Consider the following 19,180-nt stretch of genomic DNA (forward strand, 5'->3'; position numbering starts at 1 on the left):
GACTTCAGCTTCCGGTGAAGCATGGACTTTCCAGCAGTCAGCCGGTTCGCCGGGATTACCGGGTCATGCTGCTGCGGCTACTCTCCTCCACTGCCTCCAAAGGACAGCGGAAACACGGCCTTGGTCTCGCCTTTGGGAATCGGCTGGAACTTTGCCTTACCGGCCTTGGCAATAATTTCCTTCTCGAATTCCGGGTATTTGGAGAAATCGGACTCGGTAATCTTCACGTCCTTGACCGAACCGGCCGGAAGAATCGCGAACTCAAGGATCAGTCCGCCCTCGCCGGCCTTGCCCTCCGGCACGTGACGCTTGTGCGCGGCCTTGAAGAGCGGCGTGTAACGCCGCATCACGGCGTTGACCGTGGCAAACCCGCGAAGCTCGTGGCTTGCACCCTCCCCCGACACGCCCGGTTTTTTGCGGTTCGAGGCATTTTTTGCCGTCGGCCGGGGTTTTTCCGGACGCCCTTCGTCCTGCGCCCGAAGGGCAGCCGGGGCCGCCAGAAAACAGATTACAGCAACTACATTCAGAAAGCGTGCGATATTCATGGCGGGGCAAGTTAGCGCGGATGGCGCATGAGGGGAAGTAATGCGCTCATTCTCCCATCCCGAGGCTCACTTGACGGCGCAGGTCCGTCGGAAGACCAAGGGTGCCGGTCCGTGCTCCCTTGAGGGCCGCCCGGATGAACTTGCCCGTGTGGCTTGCCTCCACGGCGGCGACCATTTCCGGCATTCCCGCAGCGATAATATCACCGCCACGATCTCCGCCTTCCGGTCCCAGATCGATCACCCAATCCGCTGTCTTGATGACGTCGAGATTGTGTTCGATGACCACAACGGTATTTCCCTCATTCACCAGCCGGTGCAGCACATCCAGCAGCTTGTGAACGTCGGCAAAATGCAGTCCCGTGGTCGGTTCATCGAGAATATACAGCGTCTTGCCTGTCGAACGGCGGGCAAGTTCACGCGACAGCTTGACACGCTGGGCCTCGCCGCCTGAAAGCGTCGTCGCCGCCTGACCCAGCCGGATGTAGCCCAAGCCAACGTCCATCAGCGTTTGCAGTATCTGGATGATCCGCGGATAGGCCGAAAGAAACTCCAATGCCCGTTCCACAGGCATGTCCAGCACGTCTGCAATGCTCTGGCCCTTGTACTTTACCTCCAGCGTATCCCGGTTATACCGGCGGCCTGCGCACGCATCGCACCTGACGTAAATGTCCGGCAGGAAGTGCATCTCGATCTTGACGAATCCCTCGCCGCCGCAGGTCTCGCACCTGCCACCCTTCACATTAAAGCTGAACCTGCCAGGCTTGTACCCCCGCAGTTTCGCTTCGGGCAGCTGGGTAAACATGTCACGGATCAGCGTGAACACCCCGGTATAGGTGGCCGGGTTCGAACGGGGAGTGCGACCAATCGGGCTCTGGTCGATGTCGATCACCTTGTCGAACTGGTCCAGCCCCTTGATTGACCCAAATGCCCCCCGTGGTTTTTCATCCCGGAGGATTAGGTCGGTAGCCGCTGGATACAGCGTATCAATCACCAGCGTGCTTTTCCCTGACCCGGAGACGCCTGTCACGGCAGTGAAGGTTCCCACCGGGAACCTGGCATTAACGGTCTTGAGGTTGTTCCCGCGTGCACCCTGGATCTGGATCCACCCGCGAGGAGTCCGCCGTTCGGCTGGGACGGGTATGCCAAGTTCGCCGCGAAGATATGCACCAGTGAGACTCTTGCGCTCCGCCAGCACCACCTTTGGGGGACCGGCGACGACGATTTCTCCGCCGTGCTCGCCTGCCCCTAATCCCATATCCACCACGTAGTCGGCCTCGCGGATTGTTTCCTCATCGTGTTCAACCACAATGACGGAGTTCCCGAGATCGCGCAGCCGCTTCAGTGTGGACAGAAGGCGCGCATTATCCCGCTGGTGGAGGCCGATACTCGGCTCGTCCAGCACATACATGACACCGACAAGCGAGGATCCTATCTGGGTGGCGAGCCGGATCCGCTGCCCTTCCCCGCCGGAAAGCGTACCGGCAGCGCGGTCCATGCTGAGGTAGTCGAGGCCAACAGCATCAAGGAAATCGAGCCGGTCGCGTATTTCCTTCAGGATCCGGCTGGCGATCTTCTCTTCCCGTTCGGTCAGTTTCATTGCCGCAAAGAAGGGCCGCAGGTCTGCGACCGTCTTCTTTGACAGGCCTGGAAGCGCTGTTCCCGCCACCATCACCGACCGGGCCTCGATGCGAAGGCGTGCACCATCACACGACGGACAGTTCTGGAAACTCATGTACTGTTCCAGTTCCTCGCGCACGCTTTCCGATTCAGTCTCCTTGTAGCGCCGGTCCAGCCACGGCACGACACCCATGAACGCCTCGGTGAATTCATACGATCGGGATTCGCGGGTCTTCAGCTTGAACTTGACACTTTTGGTGCCAGACCCGTGGAGCAGCACCTTGCGGATCCGTTCAGGGAGCTTGCGAAACGGGGTTTCCAGGTCGAACTTGAAGTGCGAGGCCAGGGATTCGAGCATCTGGCCGTAGTAGCCCTGTATATTCGACCAGGGCTGGATAGCTCCCTCGGCCACGGAGAGGGACGGATCGGCGACGATCCTGTCCGGATCGAAGAACATCTTGTGCCCCAGTCCTGAACACTCTGGGCAGGCCCCCTGCGGTGAATTGAACGAAAAAAGCCTCGGCTCGATCTCCGGATAGCTGATATTGCACCAGGCGCAGGCCATGTGCTCGCTGTATATCTGCGGCTCCTGCCCGTCCGGCTCGATGATGACAATGCCATCGGCGAACCGGAGCGCTGTCTCGACCGAATCCGACAAACGCCGCTCCATCCGCGCCGGCTGCACCTTCATCCGGTCCACATGCAGATCGATGTTGTGTTTTTTCTGCTTGTCGATGACCGGGAGCCGTTCCAGCTCATGAATGACGCCATCGATCCTGACCCGGGCAAAACCCTGCCGCTGCAGTTTTTGGAGGTCCTTGGCGTACTCTCCCTTTCGCGCACGAACGATGGGTGCAAAAACCGAGAATACGGTCCCTTCTGGCATTTCCATCACCCGGTCCACGATCTGCTGGGGCGTCTGCGACCGCATCGGCCGGCCGCAGGAATAGCAGAACACGTTTCCTATTCGCGCATACAGCAGGCGCAAGTAGTCATGGATTTCGGTAACAGTGCCTACCGTAGATCGCGGGTTGCGCGAGGTCGATTTCTGTTCAATCGAAATGGCAGGCGAGAGACCTTCGATCGATTCGACATCCGGTTTGGACATCTGGTCGAGAAACTGCCGTGCATAGGCCGACAGGCTCTCCACATACCGGCGCTGACCTTCGGCATAAAGAGTATCAAAGGCCAGCGAACTCTTGCCCGATCCTGACACGCCGGTAATCACGACGAGCTGGTCCCTGGGGATATCCAGGGAGATATTCTTCAGGTTGTGCTCGCGGGCGCCGCGTATGGAGATTGCCGAACTCACGGGACGTTGGGTTAGCCCATTGCGGCGGGGGCGCCAACTGGAGCAAACTTGCGCCCCTAGAACAGCTTGTCGGCGAACCACCCGGTCACGTAGCCAAGCCGGGGAAGAATATGGGTAAGCCAAACCAAGGTGTCGTGGAGAAGCACGATCCCGAGATAGCAAATGGCGAGGACGGCAAATGCCCGCCGGGGCATTTCGTCCCAGACGAACTTTTCCTTACCCATGAGAATGGACACGAACGGGAACCAGTGAACCCGTTTCTGGTACGTGTCGAACTCCTCACCCCATTGTGCCCGGACGCTCGGAGTCTCAAATACCCAGACACCGATAATGTTGTATGCCAAAAGCCCTACTGACCAGATGAGTGCGGCCGCATTTCCGAACACCAGTGTCTTGGCAACCAGGCACAAGAAAACCGCCACATAGAGAGGGTGCCGGGTGATCCGGTACATCCCCGACTGAATAAGGGTAAACTTTTCCGGAGGCCGGCCAAGCCCCCAGAATGACCGGCCCATCGGCGCCACTCCGGCAAGAAAGAACATGACCAGCCCCATCAGGATATAGATAAGGGGTTTGAACCAGGGTTCACCCCGGAAGTTCCAGAGCTGCGCGGTCTCCGGTCCCTTCTGGACGAGATACAGGATCGAGGCTCCGAACAGGAAGATGACTCCGAAATTGTAGAAAAACCGGTATCCGACCCACCCCATCAGCGGTTCCAACCGGCTCTTGATGAACGGCCGGGGCCATAAACTCGACCAGACGGAGAACCCCAGGACATGGAGCGCCATCCCGAGATAGGGGTTCATGGCAGTGTCGGCGGCGATGGAATCCAGCTTGGGCTCCTTGGAAACGGCTGGCCCTTCCGGGCCTGAGGTCCTGAGCAGTGGCGACTCTAGCCGATTTCCAGCCTGTAGATAGAGGTGAACAAACCTTCATCCACCCAAGGGGCCAAATTCGTTGACTTGTGCAGAGGCTTGTCGTTTAGTGGAGACGCAGGGGTTGCGGCAACGCGCCCGTATCCGGACGACGGATGCAGGCGAGGGCATGACAGCCGCCAAGGTCGTCTTTTCTGGCCGTGTGGCGGCACAGAACTATCTCTCTTGCAGCAAGAAACCAGCATCGTCCGTCTCATCACGACACCTTCAGCCGCGGGTGACCTGTCACTCATGGATCTCGTTTCCGGCAGCACCGGTGTCGGCATTTTCGTACTGCTGATGCTGCTCGGCATCTCGGTCGTCTCCTGGGGAATCATTTTCCTCAAATGGCGCCAGATCCAGAGCGCCCGGCGCGATACCGCCAGTTTCATAGACCTGTTCTGGAAAGTCCGCGACCTAGACCGCCTGGGGCAGGCAATACAGGCGGGCGAGACCGGCGGTCCGGCGGCCCGTGTATTCAAGGCGGGCTATGGAGAACTTCTGTCTATGGGCGTCGGCGACGAAACCTCGCCCGCTGCCAAATCTCCGCAATGGTCGCCAAATCTGGAGCGCGCCCTGCAGCGGGCATTGAACGCCGAACAGACACGCCTCGAAAGCCTGCTGATTTTCCTCGCCACCGCCGGCAGCGCGTCACCGTTTATCGGCCTGTTCGGGACTGTCTGGGGGATCATGGCCAGCTTCCACGCCATCGGACAGCTCAAGTCCGCGGACCTTGCCGTCGTTGCACCCGGTATCGCCGAGGCACTCATCGCCACCGCCGTGGGCCTGTTCGCTGCCATACCGGCAGTGATCGCCTACAACTTCCTGGGAACGAAGGTCCGGGTCCTGATGCGTGACCTGAACGGTTTCGGGGCCGATCTTCTCAACGCTATCCAGCGCCATTTCATCCGGAAGGGAAACTGATGGCGTTCGGCAGCACAGGCGGCAGTGACCAGGGCCCCATGAGCGATATCAACGTGACACCGCTGGTGGATGTCATGCTCGTCCTGCTGGTCATCTTCATGGTGACGGTACCGGCCCTGGTGGGTGGCGTCAGGGTAGACCTGCCCAAGACCCGTGAGGCGACACCGGCAGCAGCGAAAGACGCAATCATTGTGTCTGTTACCCGCGGCGGCGAAGTATTCCTTGGACGCGAAAGCATCCGGCCCGACGGGCTGGCCGCCCATATCCGGACCCGCATGGGAAAAAGCCCCGGCCTCGACCCCACCGTTTATCTTCGTGCCGACCAGCGGACCCCATACGGCGAAGTCGTGAAACTGATGGCCATGCTTCGGGCCAACGGCATCTCCCGGCTCTCGCTCATCACCGAGCCCGAGCAACTGGAAGGACCACCCCGGTAAGATGGCATCCGCCGCAGCCAGTACATTGGATGACGAGAGAGGCCTTGCCCGGTTTCTCACCGTCTCGGCCGCCGTTCATGCCGGAGCCATCCTGCTCGCACTGTTCAACCCCTGGAGCGAATACGGCACAGGAGCCCTAGCTATTCCAGCCGGTGATACGGTGGAAGTAACCCTGACTGGCGTGCCGCCACTGCCGGCACCAGTACCGCGGGCGAGCGGCCCGGCCAGCGCCCTGCCCGGTCCGCCTCCACCTGCTCCGCCGCCACCCAAAACAGAAGCCGCCATTGCGCCCAGATCCGAGCCTCCTTCGGTAGACCAGGCTGCTATACCGCTCGAAACAAAATCCCGGTCACTTGAGGACCGCAAGCGGCTCGAAAAGGCCGAGCAAAGCCAGAAATCCAAGGCAGCCGCCGTGCCGGCACCCAAGACTCCAGAACTGAAAACGGCACCCACCGGCCCGGCAGAAACGCCGGAGAAATCCGCACGGTCAGAGCTGGAAGAGAAGCTCCGGCGGCAACTGGAAGAAGCCCGGCAAGCTATCGCCAAGGCAAAAGAGTACGGAACCGGTGGGAGCACGAACACCGTGGGCACGACACCGGCAGAACAATCACCCCAGTCACCCGGCCCAGCCGGAACGGGCGCATCTGCCGGGGTGCAGTCGGGGCGATCGGGCAGTTCGCTGCTCGCCTCCGCAGACCGGGTGCAGCAGGGCATGTTTGACAGCTACCGGGCACAAATCATCGCTGCTGTCCGCGACAACTGGGATGTTCCGGCCTCGGTGAAAGGGTTGACCCTTGAGGCTGTCTTCCGGATCGAGCTTTCGCCCGACGGTGATGTGGCTGCCTCCCGGCTGGTCAAGAGTTCAGGAAACCGCGTATTCGACGACGCCGTTTCACGTGCCGTGGCCCGGGTAACGAACGTCGGCATTCCACCCGCCGGTTTCCCCAGATCCGTCAACATTGTCTTCGACAACCGCTCACTGGACCAGTAGATGATGCAAAATACCGCAGCCGGACTGCTTTTCCTGCTCCTCCTTTTGTACCCGCTTGCCTCCTTCGCGCAGGACGAGGAAACGATCCGGGTGTTCCGCCCCGGATTCAGACGAATCGGAATAGCCGTCGTGGATTTCACGACCGAGGACGTACCGGCTGAAATGGGCCGCCAGATCACCCAGGTAATCCGGGATGACCTCGAATGGAGCGAGTTTTTCCGGGTACTCCCTGCCGACAAACATCCGAAAGGCATGGGAGGGCCGTTGCCCGATGAGCAAAACTTTGCGGCATGGAAGCCCACCGGCGTCACGGCCTATATTCGCGGCATTGTCCGGGCCGATGAAGGCGAACGGGTGACCGTGGAAGCCCGGCTTTATGACGTCCGGCTGGAACAGTTCCGGACCGGCAAGCGGTATAACGCCCACGCCCGGAATCTCCGGCAGCTCGCCCACCGGTTTTCGAATGCCGTCACCGAGGATCTCGCGGGAGTCGAAGGTATCTACACGACCAAGCTGGCCTTTATCTCGGACGAGACTGGATTACGCGAGCTGTTCCTCATGGATATTGACGGGCACAACCGGGAACAGATCACCCGGAACCGGTCGATTGCCGCCTCCCCGCGGTGGACCCCCGATGGCAAGGCCATCATGCTGGTATCCTACCGGCGCGGACGGCCTGACCTGTACAGGCTCGACCTGTTTGCACGCGTCCTGGACCTGTTCTGGGACCGGGGGGAACTGAACCAAGGGGGAATCTGGTCCCCGGATGGGAAGCGGGCCCTCGTGTCCCAGTCGTCTGGGTCAAATTCGCAGATTTACCTGATCGAGGATGACGGAAACCGGGTCCGGCAACTCACCACCGGGGCCGGACTCAACCTTTCCCCTACCTGGTCCCCGGACGGTGAGCGGATTGCGTTTGTTTCCGATCGGGCGGGTTCCCCGCAGATATATCTCATGGACTCGAATGGAAATGGCGTTCGGCGGCTCACAACCTATGGGAATTACAATACTTCTCCCGCCTGGAGCCCCCGGGGCGACCGGATCGCCTTCGTCCGGCGGGAATCCCGCGGGTTCAACGTCTATGTGGTGGGGACCGACGGACGGGACGAGGTGCTGATCTCCAAGGAAGGCGGTGCCAACGAAGACCCTACCTGGTCACCCCGCGGGGATTTTCTTGTCTACGCGTCGAAGCGAGCGAAGAATTACGACCTGATCCTCAGTGATGCCTTCGGGGAAAAACGCCGGATGCTGACGAGAACCCCCGCTAACGAAATCCAGCCCGCCTGGTCCCCCCGGGATGTCCCGTGACCCCGCAAATGGCCCCTGCTGGCTGTCAAAACCATTAAAACGGCGAAATGTGCTTCAGTTCACACATTAACTGTGGTACACGCGATATGCAGTCAGCACACATGTCTACAGTGCTGCGCTGAAGGAGCTTTCGAACAGTGATGAAGCGTTTCCAACTCGCCCTCGCACTCAGCACCCTCATGTTCGCCGCCGGATGCAAGAAGGATCCGCCACCAGACGAAAGCCAGAAGGCTGGCGCCCAGGCACCCACCAAGGCCGGGCAACCGGGCAAGGCTGGCGCCGATGGCGTACAGGAAAGTGATCTCCCCGCTGGCAGCAGGAAGGGAACACTGGACGACAAGGGCCAGGTCCAGGAAGCCGCTGCCAAGGACGGCATGGACGGAGCGGGAAGCATCTCGGCTGCCGATGCCGATGCGGTCCAGGACATTTTCTTCGATTACGACCGGAGCGACCTGCGCCCCGAGGCCCGTGAGACCCTGAAAGTGGTCGCCGATCTCCTGAAGAAGCACAAGAACGCCAAGCTGACGATCGAAGGACACTGCGATGCCCGCGGTACCGAGGAATATAACCAGGCTCTTGGCCAGAGACGTGCCGATTCGGCCCGTGCCTATCTGGCGAATCTGGGAATCACCCGGAGCCGCATCTCTACGGTTTCCTTCGGCGAGTCACAGGCAAACCAGAATGCCGAGACCGAAAGCCAGTGGCAGCAGGACCGCCGCGCAAAGTTCGTCTTCAAATGAGCGCGTTTCAGAGCGCCTGAGCGGCGCACCTGAAATCAGGGGCGTGAACCGGCAAGGGTTCGCGCCCCTTGTGTTTTCGGCTATGCTCATCGCGCCGATGGAAACCATAACTGGCGAGGCCGCGACCTACGAGTCGATATTCCGCCACCCGAAGGTGCGTCTTGCACTTGCCGTGAGAGCATCGCTGCTGCCGGTGACAGCCGCATCGCTCCCCGCTGGACTCCTGGTCGCCGCGATCTTCACGGTCGTAACCCGAAACCCCGAACACCTGCTGATGAAAGGGGTCACGGCTGCCTTCCTGTGCTGGGCAGCGGGCCTTCTGCTGTTTGCCCGCCAGAATCTCATGCGACTCAAACGTCTGGGCGAAGTAACCTACCGGTTCGACAGCGAGCGGTTCCGTCCGGAACCCGGAAAGCCGGATTCCCCTGCCGGCTCACTGAATGAAATGGCCGAAGCCCTCAACCAGAACCGGCTTGACCCCATCCAGTTACCCGCCGACGGTTACGTGCCTCATGAATACCGGACACGCGTCAACCGTATTCCCGCCTCGCGGCTGCTCATTGGCGGCCTCAGCCCTGTCCGCGATCTCTATATGGCGGGAGAACTCGCTGCCGACGGCACACCGGTGTGGGATCTGCGGACCAAGCTGGTGAAGGAAATCGAGGACCGCGCATGGAAACTGGGCTCCCTCACCGACCCCGGCTGGCATACGAGACCGGGGTGACGAGAGGATAACCATGCCGCCGCAGCCCCCTCAGTCCACATCCGACGATCCGGAGATACTGGAAGCCACCGGTTCTCTGCCGGCACCGAACCCGGACGTGCCGGGATTTCTCACCGCTGACCAGAAGCTCTACTGGGTGCTGGGGGCGGTATTCGTTTCCAGTTTGCTGGTGGGCGACATGATCGGGGGGAAGTTTTTCTCGATTGCCGGGACGCGCCTGTCGGTGGGAATCATTCCCTTCCCTGTCACCTACGTGCTGACCGACGTCATCAACGAGTTTTATGGCCGCCGGGGAGCCCGGTTCATCACCTTCGTGGCGGCGGCAATGGCCGTTTACGCCTACCTCATCCTCCAGATCGCCATCGCGCTGCCGGTAGCCGATGGGTCTCCGATCCCGCAGGAGGCGTTCCAGACGGTATTCGGTTTCGGCCTCCGGCTGTTTGCGGCATCAATACTGGCCTTTCTGATTTCGCAACTGGTGGATATCGCTGCATTCGGCATGTTCAAAAGGCTCACACGCTCGCGGCACATCTGGCTGCGGGCGACGGGTTCCACGGCCATCTCGCAACTCGTGGACACGTTCGTCATCAACTTCGTGCTGCTGACGGGAACCATGACGACATTGGAAATCTGGCGCATCGTGCTGGACAGTTATCTTTACAAACTGATCGCTGCAGTTGTGCTGACGCCAGTAATCTATGCCCTGCATGGACTGGTCATCCATGTTTTCCGGATCCATCCCGAAGGAACTGTCCGCAGGGGAGAAGGTATCTAGGGGTTCTGCGGGAAGTAGTAGACGATCTCGCCCGGACGCACCATGCCGAGGTCATCACGCGCAATGCTCTCGATGTAGGCGTGATCCTTTTTCAGCCGCTCGCGTTCGGTTTCCAGACCTGCAATGCGGCCCCGCATTTCCTCGACGCGCTCGGCGGCACGGTCCAGTTCCCGCCGCTCATAAAACAGTTCCGATCCGGTCCTGGCCAGATTCCAAAGCAACGCGACAGAACCAACGGCCCCAATCGAGACAATGAACCAGCGTCGCCACATAAACTGCGCCTAAAATACCGCTGTCGCCAGAGTCCGTCAAGACATTGATATGATTGAAGATATCCTGACTTCTACAACCGCTTCAGGAAGAGCGGAGATGGCAGAGCCTTGTCACAAGGAAAACGGGCGGCCTTTTGAGGCCGCCCGCTGCGAACCATCTGCCGGAAACTAGGCCGTTGCCCAGTTGCGGATATTGGCTTCGGTTCCATCAGCGCTGGTCCACTGGGCCTCCTTGAGACCCTTCATGTTTTCCGTGGATGCCGCGCGGACAAACGAGAAGTCGATGCCTGTAGTGAGGTGGATCGCCTTTTCGAGTACCGTGCCAATGGCCGATCCGACAGGACTTTCGAAAAACTCCACGGTCTCCTTGAAGTTCTTTACCGTGGGATTGTTCTTTACTTCCTCCCGGTCGTTGAACCTCCGGAGCCGCTTCATCACTTCCTTCATTTGGTGATTGCCCGGATCAACGATCTGCATCGGCCGGAAAAACACGTCATTGAAGAACCCGGGGCCCCAGGCGAGCATTCCCCAGAACTCCGGCTTAAGCCAGCCAGGAGTCTTGTCATCGCTTGCCCGCTTGCCGCGGTTCCTGGAGAAATACTCGGTCATGTAGAAGTCCATGGCGATATGGCGTGATTCGTCCTGGTTGATCCGTTCCACGACCTCGCGAGAGAGCGGATCATCCACATATTCATTAAGGCCACGGAGCAGCGCGATGTCGAGAATAAGCTCCCCGCCCAGGATGAACGACGTGGCAAAAGCCGGGTTGATCGTCTTTACCGCCTTCACGAATGACGGGATGAACTGGAGCATCCAGAGATTCGGTGTGTAGAACTTGTAGTTGTGGACATTGAAATAGTCGGCAAGCTTGGCAGCCGCGATGCTGTGACGGACCTCGTCGGCGTGACACAGTTCGAATATCCGCTTGAGGCGCGGATCTTCAACCCGCTGCGACAGAGCGAGGAACAGGGCCCCCGCAAGACGCTCGATATAGGACATGTCGGTGTAGTACTGGCAAACCTGGAGCTCCTTCTCTTTCGAGAGAGGGATGGGCTTTTGCGCCCAGTCAAAACTGTTCACATTCCACTGGCCGCGTTCGCACTTCTCCACCATCTTGTCCAGATCCATCGCCATCGCATTTCTCTCCTCAACGGGGGGCCTCGTCAGTGACGCACCCGTCATGTTTGTATTGTATCAGTTCGCCAGTTCCGATGCGCTTTGTCAGTACTCGGAGTTTCTATACAACCTGACCAATTGGTCGGTTAGCTGTATATAACTGGCCAAGCGATCAGCGCGCAAGGAAATAAATAGGGCAACATGGGGCTATTCTATCAACCTATTGTAATTACTATTAAATTATATGATGCTATGCATCAAACAGCGTCCATCCAGGTATGGGCACCTGGGATTTCCCAAACGGCAGCCCCCGTTCAGAGAACTTTGCCGAGAAGCGTCATATAGGGGCATCCAAACCCCCTATTCTACATCCTTGAACTTCGCTGGCCGTTTCTGCATCCGGGCCATGAGGGCTTCCATCTGGTTGGGACTGCCGATCAGTTTCATCTGAAGCTCGGCCTCGCGGCGGAGCACCTCGTCTACCGGGGCGCGCCAGTTGAACCTGAGCAGTTCCTTGCCTGCCCGGACTGCATGAGGATTGCGACCGGCAATTTCCCTGGCCAAGGCGAGTGCCTCCGTGAGCGGATCCTCGGCTGTCCGGGTCACGAGCCCGATCTGGGCAGCTTCGGCCCCGGAAACGATCTTGCCGGTCAGCGCCAGTTCCACTGCAACGTCATACCGCACCAGATCCCGCAACGTCGCGCTGCCGCTCATGTCGGGGATGAGTCCCAACTGGACCTCCATCACCGAGAGCCGGGCGTCCGGCCGGGCGAGGCGCACATCGGCCCCAAGCGCAACCTGAAGACCTCCGCCAAAGCAGGCGCCGTGAACAGCGGCGATTACCGGCATGGGCAGTTCACGCCATATCCATCCCGGCTTCTGGAACTGGTTCGCCGGTCCGTCCTTGGCCGCCATGGCCTCCTTAAGTGATGCCGGGTTGAACGCCGCGCCACCGACATCGAGGCCTGAGCAGAAGCTGGGGCCGTTGCCTGACATTACAACGGCCCGGACGGTCTTGTTGTCCCTCAGTGACTCCCCTGCCCGGTTGATCGCCTCAAACATCGCGGTGGAAAGCGCATTGTGCTTCTCCGGACGGTTGAGACGGACCTGCGCTACGCCACCGTCTATTTCGATCAGCACCAGTTCGGACATGAGTTCTGCTTCCTCCGGTTTCAGTGATTGAGATATCGTCTGGCTTCCCGGACGGCCTTCACACCGCTCCGCACGGCCGATTCCATCGTTGACGGAAGCTCCGTATCGGTCCAGTCGCCGGCGAGGAACAGGTTTTCGATGGGGGTCCGCTGCCTGCACCGGAGATTCCTGAACCCCGGTACGCCGGAAAACGTCGCTGTGGGTTCACGCACGACACTCGAGTGGAGCAGCTTGAACTTTCGGCTCTCGGGATAGTGCTCATGGATCGCCTCCATTGCCGTCTCCATGATCTGCGCGTTGGTTTTCGTCATCAGATCCCACGAAGCGCTCACGATCAGCGTATAGTAGTAGCGCCCCGGCATGCTTTCGCGGCCGTGCATGGCCGTCCGGTCAAATACCCACTCGACGGGGCAGTCGAGAATCCCTTCATATGAGTTCGTCATGTGGAGCCGCTGGTCATACCAGAGGTTGATGGCGACAATCGGCGCATCTTCGATACCGTTCACCCTGGCAAAAAACGGATCATCCTTCAGTGCCGTCGCGGCAATCAGGTTTTTCATCCCCTGCGGGGCAAGCGCCAGCAGATAGGCGTCAGCCGTCAGTTCCCTGCCGCTTTTCAGCAGGAACCGGGTGATCCGCTTGCTGTCGAGCTCCACCCCCGCCACGGCATCACCGATAATGATCTTCGCGCCGTGACCTTCCAGATACCTGGCCGATGGTGCCACGAACAGTTCGTCCAGCGGAACTGTCGGATATCCGAGACTCGCCCTGCCGCTACGGCCCGCCACGAAACCCCACCGGAGCAGTTGCGCGAGCAGGTGTGCACTCACCCTCCACGGCTTCTCGTTCAGGGTGGAAATCGTGAAGGTATCCCAGAAGGCGCGCCGCATGCCCGTTGTGAAACCCATTTCGTCGAACCATTCCTCGGCAGTCATGCGGTCCAGACGGTCGGGTATCTCCCCGGCAACAACCGCCAGCTTTGGTAGCGAACGGAGGACTGCCAGCTTGTCGGCAAGTGTGAGGCTTTTCAGCCGCAGCATCCCGATCATGCCGGCAAGGGGCTGGAGCGGACCCGGCAGATTCGGCCCCCGGAGCCAGTGATCGCCGTACCGGCTGTCCTTGAAAAACGTCTGGAGCTGGTCCGGAAACCAGACCAGGTCGATGGTTCCAATGATGCGCAGGAATTCGAAAGTGTCCGTATAGGTCGTGGTGAGAACATGCTGGCCATTATCCACGAGATCGCCGGTCGTCTTGTCGCGGAAGGAATACGTCCGGCCGCCCAGAAACGGTTTGGCCTCCACCAGCGTCACGGCATGGCCGTCTTTCGCCAGATGTACGGCGGCAGCGAGCCCCGACAGTCCGGAGCCCGCGACGACCACTTCTTTCCGTGCGCCGTGCATTACTCTCCTGTTTTCGGCTCACTGGCTGCTGGCGTTACCGGCGACACTGCCGGAAGGGGCCCTACGACCTTCAGCTCACGAACGGGGCCTTCGGCCTCCTCACCTTCTGTTCCGGCCCACGGCGCATTCGGAACGCGTGGCTTTTTCCGGCGGTGACGCCTCCTCTCTCGCTGGCCTTCAGGCCGGGGACCGCCTGGCACCTGCCCCTGTTGCGACGACTGTCCACCCTGCGGTTTTGCTTCCCTGGGCGGTTGAGGCTTCTGCGCCGGTCTCGGAGGCGGCAGCGGCTGTTTCGGCCTTGGTCGTGGACGCGGCAGTGTATCGAGCTTCTCGATGGCGGCCTTCAGGCGATTCACCGCATCGGGAACCTCTTCAGGCGCCAGATCCATCATGGACACGGCAAAATAGGGCGATTCGCCAAACTCCGGATCAAAAAGTTCACCCGGCCAGATGCCGATCCTGTGTTCGAGTGCCACATCGGCAAGCTGGTGCGTGGGTCGCCCGCTTCTCAGTTTCAGCCACAGGAAGTGCCCTCCACGCGGGGCATGGTACTCGACCAGTTCCTTCAGCCAGCCTTCGATCCCCTGGAGCCAGGCTTCGCGGCGCTTGCGCAGCATCACCCGGAGCCGGTCAAGGTAGACGTTCCATCCGGCATGGTTCAGCAGCCTCGCGGCAATCTCCTGCGGAATCCGCCCAGCACTGGCGCCGACCGTCTCCATGTACCGGACCAGCCGCTCCTTGATGGGCCCGGGCAGCGCCATTCCCGCCACCGGAAGCGTTGGCGAAACGAGCATTTCCAGATCGACCAGGTGGATCTTCATCAGGCCCGGCGGTGGCGGGATGGGCCGAGGTGGCGGAGCGCCATAGAACACCAGACGGTACGGGTCATCCTCTACCAGGATTACCCCGCGCCGGGCGCAAACCTCGGCGATCTCCTGCCGGCGGCGGTCAAACAGCACCGCGTCATCAGGCTCGCGGTAGGTCGGATTGAGATAGACGAACCGGATGTCACCGGCCTGAAGTCGCCTGTCGAGTCCTCCCGGCGCAATACCATCGGCATCCGATCGGGCGACCTCAACCCGGGCGCCAGCCGACTTGAATGCATGAATGGCACGGGCGCGTGTGAGTGGCTCCACCAGAACCGTTGAACCGGGGTCGATCAGCGCTAGTGCCAGGAGTTTCAGCGAGTGCCCGACACCCTGTGTCACGAACATCTCGTTATCCGTGACCGGCAGCCCTTCACGGGTAAGGAGCCGTGCAAACCCCTCGCGAAGGGAAACGATACCGTCAACGGGAGCCTGCTCCATGAGCTGAACAGCCTTGGGGAGTCCCGCGATGGCCTCGACCCAGACGGGGTCGCGCTCGACTTCCTTCACACCATGCACGCCGAGCGGCACCAGTACACCTTCCGCCCCTTTTACCTTGCTGATCCATTCCTTCAGCGGATCGCGGCGCGGCATCCCGGTGTTGAGCGTCCGGGCAAACTGAACCTGCGGTCCGCGTGGCGCATCCGGCAACTGGCGCCGGGGATCACCCCGTTCCTCACGCTGCACCTCCGGCCGGGGCCCACCCTTGCGATCGCGGCCGCGGCGGCGATTGCGGTTTCGGCCCTCACGCGAAGGCCGGTCGCCGCGGGGCGAACCGGTTGCCAGTGTTCCTTCAGCTCGCACTCCGGGTTGCACGGCAGGAGTTGCTACCGGAGGAGTCGCTGGAGCTGGCGGCGTGTTGTTCTGCTGTTCGTCACTCATTCGTTATTACCTGGGCCACTGCCTGGCTTTCTCATGCCACTTCGTTGCGTCATGGAGCAAGTTCTCATTTGCTCCACGGGGAGGGGGGATACGGATCAGCGATGGTCTGGGGCCGCCGGGGCAGCAGCACACGTCTCCGGAGGACCAGCACCTTTTCGGATTTCTGGTTCCATGCACGGGTCTCCACGTAAATGATTCCCCGGTCGCTCTTGGTCGTGGAGGGGATCACGTCCAGCACCTCGGTTTCGGCATACAGCGTGTCGCCGTGGAAAGTGGGGCCCATATGCTTCACGGTTTCATATTCGAGATTTGCAATACAGATTTCCGACACGTCCTTCACGCTCATCCCGACGACGATTGAAAAGACGAGGGTGCCGTTGACCAGCCGTTGCCCATGCTGCGACTTCGAGCCCCAGTAGGCATCAAAATGCAGGGGATTCGTGTTCATCGTCAGCAGCGTGAACCAGGTGTCGTCCGCCTCGGTGACAGTCCGCCCCGGCCAGTGCCGGATCACTTCACCCCTGGCGAAATCCTCGAAGTATTTCTGGGCCATGCCGGAGCATCCTCTAGTCGATCGAATACCGTTTCCTGATCTGCCGGGCGATTACCGTCTGGAGAATCTCGTTCGTCCCTTCGCCGACGGTCATCAATGGTGCATCCCGGTAGTACCGCTCAACATCGAACTCGCTGGTATACCCGTAACCGCCGTGGAGCTGGATGCCCTCGAACGAGTGCCGTGCACAGGCCGATGATGCAAACAGCTTGGCCATGCCGCTTTCCAGATCACATCTCTGGCCCCGGTCTTTCTTCCGGGCGGCGTCGAGCGTCAAAAGCCGCGCCGCCTGCAGATCCGTCTGCATGAACGCCAGTTTCTGCTGGACGAGCTGGTGCTCGATGAGAGGCTTTCCGAATGTCACGCGCTCCTGCGCATATCTGGCCGAATCCTCGAAGATGGCCCGCAACACACCCACGGCCCGGGCAGCCACGTTGATACGGCCTGTCTCCAGGCCGTCCATCACCTGATAGAAGCCCTTGCCTTCCGACCCGCCTACGAGGTTTGCCGCCGGGACGCGGACATTCTCGAAGGTGAGCTCGCAGGTTTCTATCCCCTTGTAACCCAGCTTCTTGATATTCCTGCTCACGGTAAAGCCGGGGTCACCCTTTTCGAATATGAACGCGCTGATTCCCTTGTAGGCCGGATCAGTGTTCATGTCGGTTTTCACAACAAGCAGATAGGTGTTTCCGTACGAGCCGTTCGTGATCCACATCTTCGAGCCGTTCACGATGTAGTGGTCACCAGCTTTAACGGCCCGGCAGCGGATTCCTGCGACGTCGGATCCTCCTTGCGCCTCTGAAAGCGCCAATCCGCCACGCATCTCGCCGGTGGCAAACCGGGGCAGGTATTTCCTTTTCTGGTCCTCGGTCCCGTAGTTTTTCACCACATAGGCCATGATGAGATGCGTGTTGATAAACCCCGACAGCGACATCCAGACACGCGATAGTTCCTCATTAATGAGGGCATAAGTGTAGTAGTCGAGACCCAGGCCCCCGTATTCGGCCGGTATCGTCGCCCCGAACAGACCGAGCCTTTTCAGTCCATCCACGAACTCCGCGGGATACTCGTCGGCGTGCTCGTAGTGCTGGACCTTGGGCTTCACATCCTTTTCCAGCCAGCGGCGGATGGCATCCAGCAGCGCCCGCTGGTCCTCGTTCATCAGCGTTTCGTCAATCGCACGTTGCATGGGATTCCGGGAGACTCCTCGCCCCTTGCAGGGGCCGGAGAACTTAGGGGAACCGGGGGCCGGAGGGCAAACTCCCTCAGCCGAATACCAGATCCACCTTGATGCCGAACTCGTCGGCCTTTTTCTTGAACCGGGGCGCCTGGGAGATCAGGAAGGCAAACACGTCAAAATGAGGATCAAACATCTTCGACATGCCCTCGAAGGTCGCGTAGGCGACCGAGATCATCGTAGCGTCGGAATCGAACGGCATGCGGTACTTGAAGGCGAGCTGGAAGGTTCGCATCATCATCTCGCCGAACTCGATCTCGCTGTGCTTGCGGCCGCGCATCATGTCCAGCACTCCATCGATATCACGGGTAAAGGCCCTGAACTCCTCCGGTGTGCCAGGAAAGCCGTAGGCCTCGTCGAGCGCAGCAGCCATCTTCTCGGCGCTCAGCCCCCAGAGGGCAAAATTCACCTTGTAATGGCTCAGGAGGTATGTGGGCTTGATCTGGGTGATCAGCCCCAGATCGATCATCACGACACCGCCATCCGGCTGGAACCACAGGTTGCCGGGGTGCATGTCGGAGTGGATGAAAAGGTCTTCGAAGGCCATCTTGATATAAACCTCGAAGAGCCGCTTGGCCATTTCAGTGGGTGACAGCGCCAGCTTGCCCGGCGCGGTTACCTCCTCGATCCGCGCCCCGCGGACGAACTCCATCGTGAGGACTTCCTCGGAGCAGAACTCCGCATAGAGCTTCGGAATCTTCATCCACTGAACACCGGCGAAGTTCTTCTGGAACCGGCGGTTGTTTTCGGCCTCGACCCGGAGGTCGGTCTGGGCACGAATCGCCGCGCCGAACTCGGCGACCTGCTTGCCTGCCTGCGCCAGCGTAATGACCGGCAGCCGGTCCAGTATCCAGGCGAAAAATCCGGCAATGGCGAGATCACGGTCCACCTGCTCGCGGATATTCGGCCGGAGGACCTTGACTGCCACCTCCTCGCCGGACTTGAGATGCGCATGATGTACCTGTGCCACGCTGGCGGCAGCAACCGGCACATTGTCGAAGTCAGCATAGATATCCGCGATCGGGCGTCCGAAGTTGCGCCGAACTGCTTCCTCAACCTTCCGGAACGGAAACGGGGGGACCCGGTCCTGCAAGTGCTTCAGCTCCCCAACCAGATCGGGGGGCAGGAGATCGGGCCGGGATGATAAAATCTGCCCCAGCTTGATGAAGGTTGCTCCCATCCGCTGAAGCAGCATGCGCAGCGAACGGTATATTTTCCGGTTCCGCCACTCGATGCGCTTTTCGCGTGTCGGACCACCCACGAACCATCCGGCAACCCGGTAAAACAGGAATTGAAACAGGAAAACGGTGACCTGCAGATAAAGCCGCACCGCATTGAGCAGCGTCTTCATAGGAACCACAAAACTCCGGACCGGCCTTATTAAGGGTTCCCTGTATATTAGGCAAATGAAGCAG

Annotated in this window: 18 protein-coding genes; 7 read left to right on the plus strand and 11 right to left on the minus strand. The window is 60.1% G+C overall.

Annotated elements, in window-relative coordinates; translation table 11 throughout:
- Positions 1–77 precede the first annotated feature (77 nt).
- Genes KIT79_10635 through KIT79_10645 form a run of 3 tightly spaced genes read right to left on the minus strand, consistent with a single transcriptional unit; the run spans position 78 to position 4,280 of the window.
- On the minus strand, positions 78–545 hold the full coding sequence (locus KIT79_10635; GenBank protein ID MCW5829754.1) for an energy transducer TonB: 468 nt from the start codon (positions 543–545) through the stop codon (positions 78–80).
- 46 nt (positions 546–591) lie between these two features.
- Positions 592–3,474 (minus strand): excinuclease ABC subunit UvrA, encoded by a 2,883-nt coding sequence (gene uvrA, locus KIT79_10640; GenBank protein MCW5829755.1) that lies wholly within the window; start codon positions 3,472–3,474, stop codon positions 592–594.
- 56 nt (positions 3,475–3,530) lie between these two features.
- A complete protein-coding gene (locus tag KIT79_10645) occupies positions 3,531–4,280 on the minus strand; it encodes a DUF1295 domain-containing protein (protein ID MCW5829756.1) in 750 nt (249 codons plus the stop codon).
- Positions 4,281–4,640: 360 nt separating this feature from the next.
- Between KIT79_10645 and KIT79_10650 the strand changes: the two genes are divergently transcribed.
- The 7 genes from KIT79_10650 (at position 4,641) to KIT79_10680 (ending at position 10,287) form a co-directional block, all read left to right on the plus strand.
- Positions 4,641–5,312, plus strand: a complete 672-nt coding sequence (locus KIT79_10650) for a MotA/TolQ/ExbB proton channel family protein (protein MCW5829757.1) — start codon at positions 4,641–4,643, stop codon at positions 5,310–5,312.
- Positions 5,312–5,749 carry a biopolymer transporter ExbD gene (locus KIT79_10655; GenBank protein ID MCW5829758.1) on the plus strand — a complete coding sequence of 146 codons (438 nt, stop codon included), beginning with the start codon at positions 5,312–5,314 and terminating at the stop codon, positions 5,747–5,749. The genes KIT79_10650 and KIT79_10655 overlap by 1 nt, the downstream gene beginning before the upstream one ends.
- 1 nt (position 5,750) lies before the next feature.
- Complete coding sequence (locus tag KIT79_10660) at positions 5,751–6,740, plus strand: cell envelope integrity protein TolA (GenBank protein MCW5829759.1); 990 nt, start codon at positions 5,751–5,753, stop codon at positions 6,738–6,740.
- Between the two features lie 3 nt (positions 6,741–6,743).
- On the plus strand, positions 6,744–8,048 hold the full coding sequence (gene tolB, locus KIT79_10665) for a Tol-Pal system beta propeller repeat protein TolB (GenBank protein ID MCW5829760.1): 1,305 nt from the start codon (positions 6,744–6,746) through the stop codon (positions 8,046–8,048).
- Positions 8,049–8,188: 140 nt separating this feature from the next.
- Positions 8,189–8,788 (plus strand): OmpA family protein, encoded by a 600-nt coding sequence (locus KIT79_10670; GenBank protein ID MCW5829761.1) that lies wholly within the window; start codon positions 8,189–8,191, stop codon positions 8,786–8,788.
- Positions 8,730–9,512, plus strand: coding sequence for a hypothetical protein (locus KIT79_10675; GenBank protein ID MCW5829762.1), 783 nt, complete (start codon positions 8,730–8,732; stop codon positions 9,510–9,512). The genes KIT79_10670 and KIT79_10675 overlap by 59 nt, the downstream gene beginning before the upstream one ends.
- Positions 9,513–9,525: 13 nt before the next feature.
- On the plus strand, positions 9,526–10,287 hold the full coding sequence (locus KIT79_10680) for a queuosine precursor transporter (GenBank protein ID MCW5829763.1): 762 nt from the start codon (positions 9,526–9,528) through the stop codon (positions 10,285–10,287).
- Here KIT79_10680 and KIT79_10685 read toward each other — a convergent pair.
- The 8 genes from KIT79_10685 to KIT79_10720 form a co-directional block, all read right to left on the minus strand.
- Complete coding sequence (locus KIT79_10685) at positions 10,284–10,508, minus strand: septum formation initiator family protein (protein MCW5829764.1); 225 nt, start codon at positions 10,506–10,508, stop codon at positions 10,284–10,286. The two genes, KIT79_10680 and KIT79_10685, sit on opposite strands and share 4 nt — an antisense overlap.
- A 219-nt stretch (positions 10,509–10,727) precedes the next feature.
- Positions 10,728–11,693: a hypothetical protein gene (locus KIT79_10690; protein MCW5829765.1), complete on the minus strand. Its 966-nt coding sequence runs from the start codon at positions 11,691–11,693 to the stop codon at positions 10,728–10,730.
- 342 nt (positions 11,694–12,035) lie between these two features.
- Positions 12,036–12,827 carry a crotonase/enoyl-CoA hydratase family protein gene (locus KIT79_10695; protein ID MCW5829766.1) on the minus strand — a complete coding sequence of 264 codons (792 nt, stop codon included), beginning with the start codon at positions 12,825–12,827 and terminating at the stop codon, positions 12,036–12,038.
- A 20-nt stretch (positions 12,828–12,847) separates the two neighbouring features.
- A complete protein-coding gene (hpnE, locus tag KIT79_10700) occupies positions 12,848–14,227 on the minus strand; it encodes a hydroxysqualene dehydroxylase HpnE (protein MCW5829767.1) in 1,380 nt (459 codons plus the stop codon).
- The gene (locus KIT79_10705) at positions 14,227–15,975 is read right to left on the minus strand and encodes a PLP-dependent aminotransferase family protein (GenBank protein MCW5829768.1); all 1,749 of its coding nucleotides are present in this window, start codon (positions 15,973–15,975) and stop codon (positions 14,227–14,229) included. The genes hpnE and KIT79_10705 overlap by 1 nt, the downstream gene beginning before the upstream one ends.
- A 64-nt stretch (positions 15,976–16,039) precedes the next feature.
- The gene (locus KIT79_10710; protein MCW5829769.1) at positions 16,040–16,528 is read right to left on the minus strand and encodes a MaoC family dehydratase; all 489 of its coding nucleotides are present in this window, start codon (positions 16,526–16,528) and stop codon (positions 16,040–16,042) included.
- Positions 16,529–16,541: 13 nt separating this feature from the next.
- The gene (locus KIT79_10715) at positions 16,542–17,717 is read right to left on the minus strand and encodes an acyl-CoA dehydrogenase family protein (protein ID MCW5829770.1); all 1,176 of its coding nucleotides are present in this window, start codon (positions 17,715–17,717) and stop codon (positions 16,542–16,544) included.
- Positions 17,718–17,793: 76 nt separating this feature from the next.
- Positions 17,794–19,116 (minus strand): AarF/ABC1/UbiB kinase family protein, encoded by a 1,323-nt coding sequence (locus KIT79_10720; GenBank protein MCW5829771.1) that lies wholly within the window; start codon positions 19,114–19,116, stop codon positions 17,794–17,796.
- Positions 19,117–19,180: the final 64 nt, after the last annotated feature.

It is taken from the genome of Deltaproteobacteria bacterium (genome assembly GCA_026129095.1).
Classification (GTDB): Bacteria; JAGRBM01; JAGRBM01; order JAGRBM01; family JAHCIT01; genus JAHCIT01.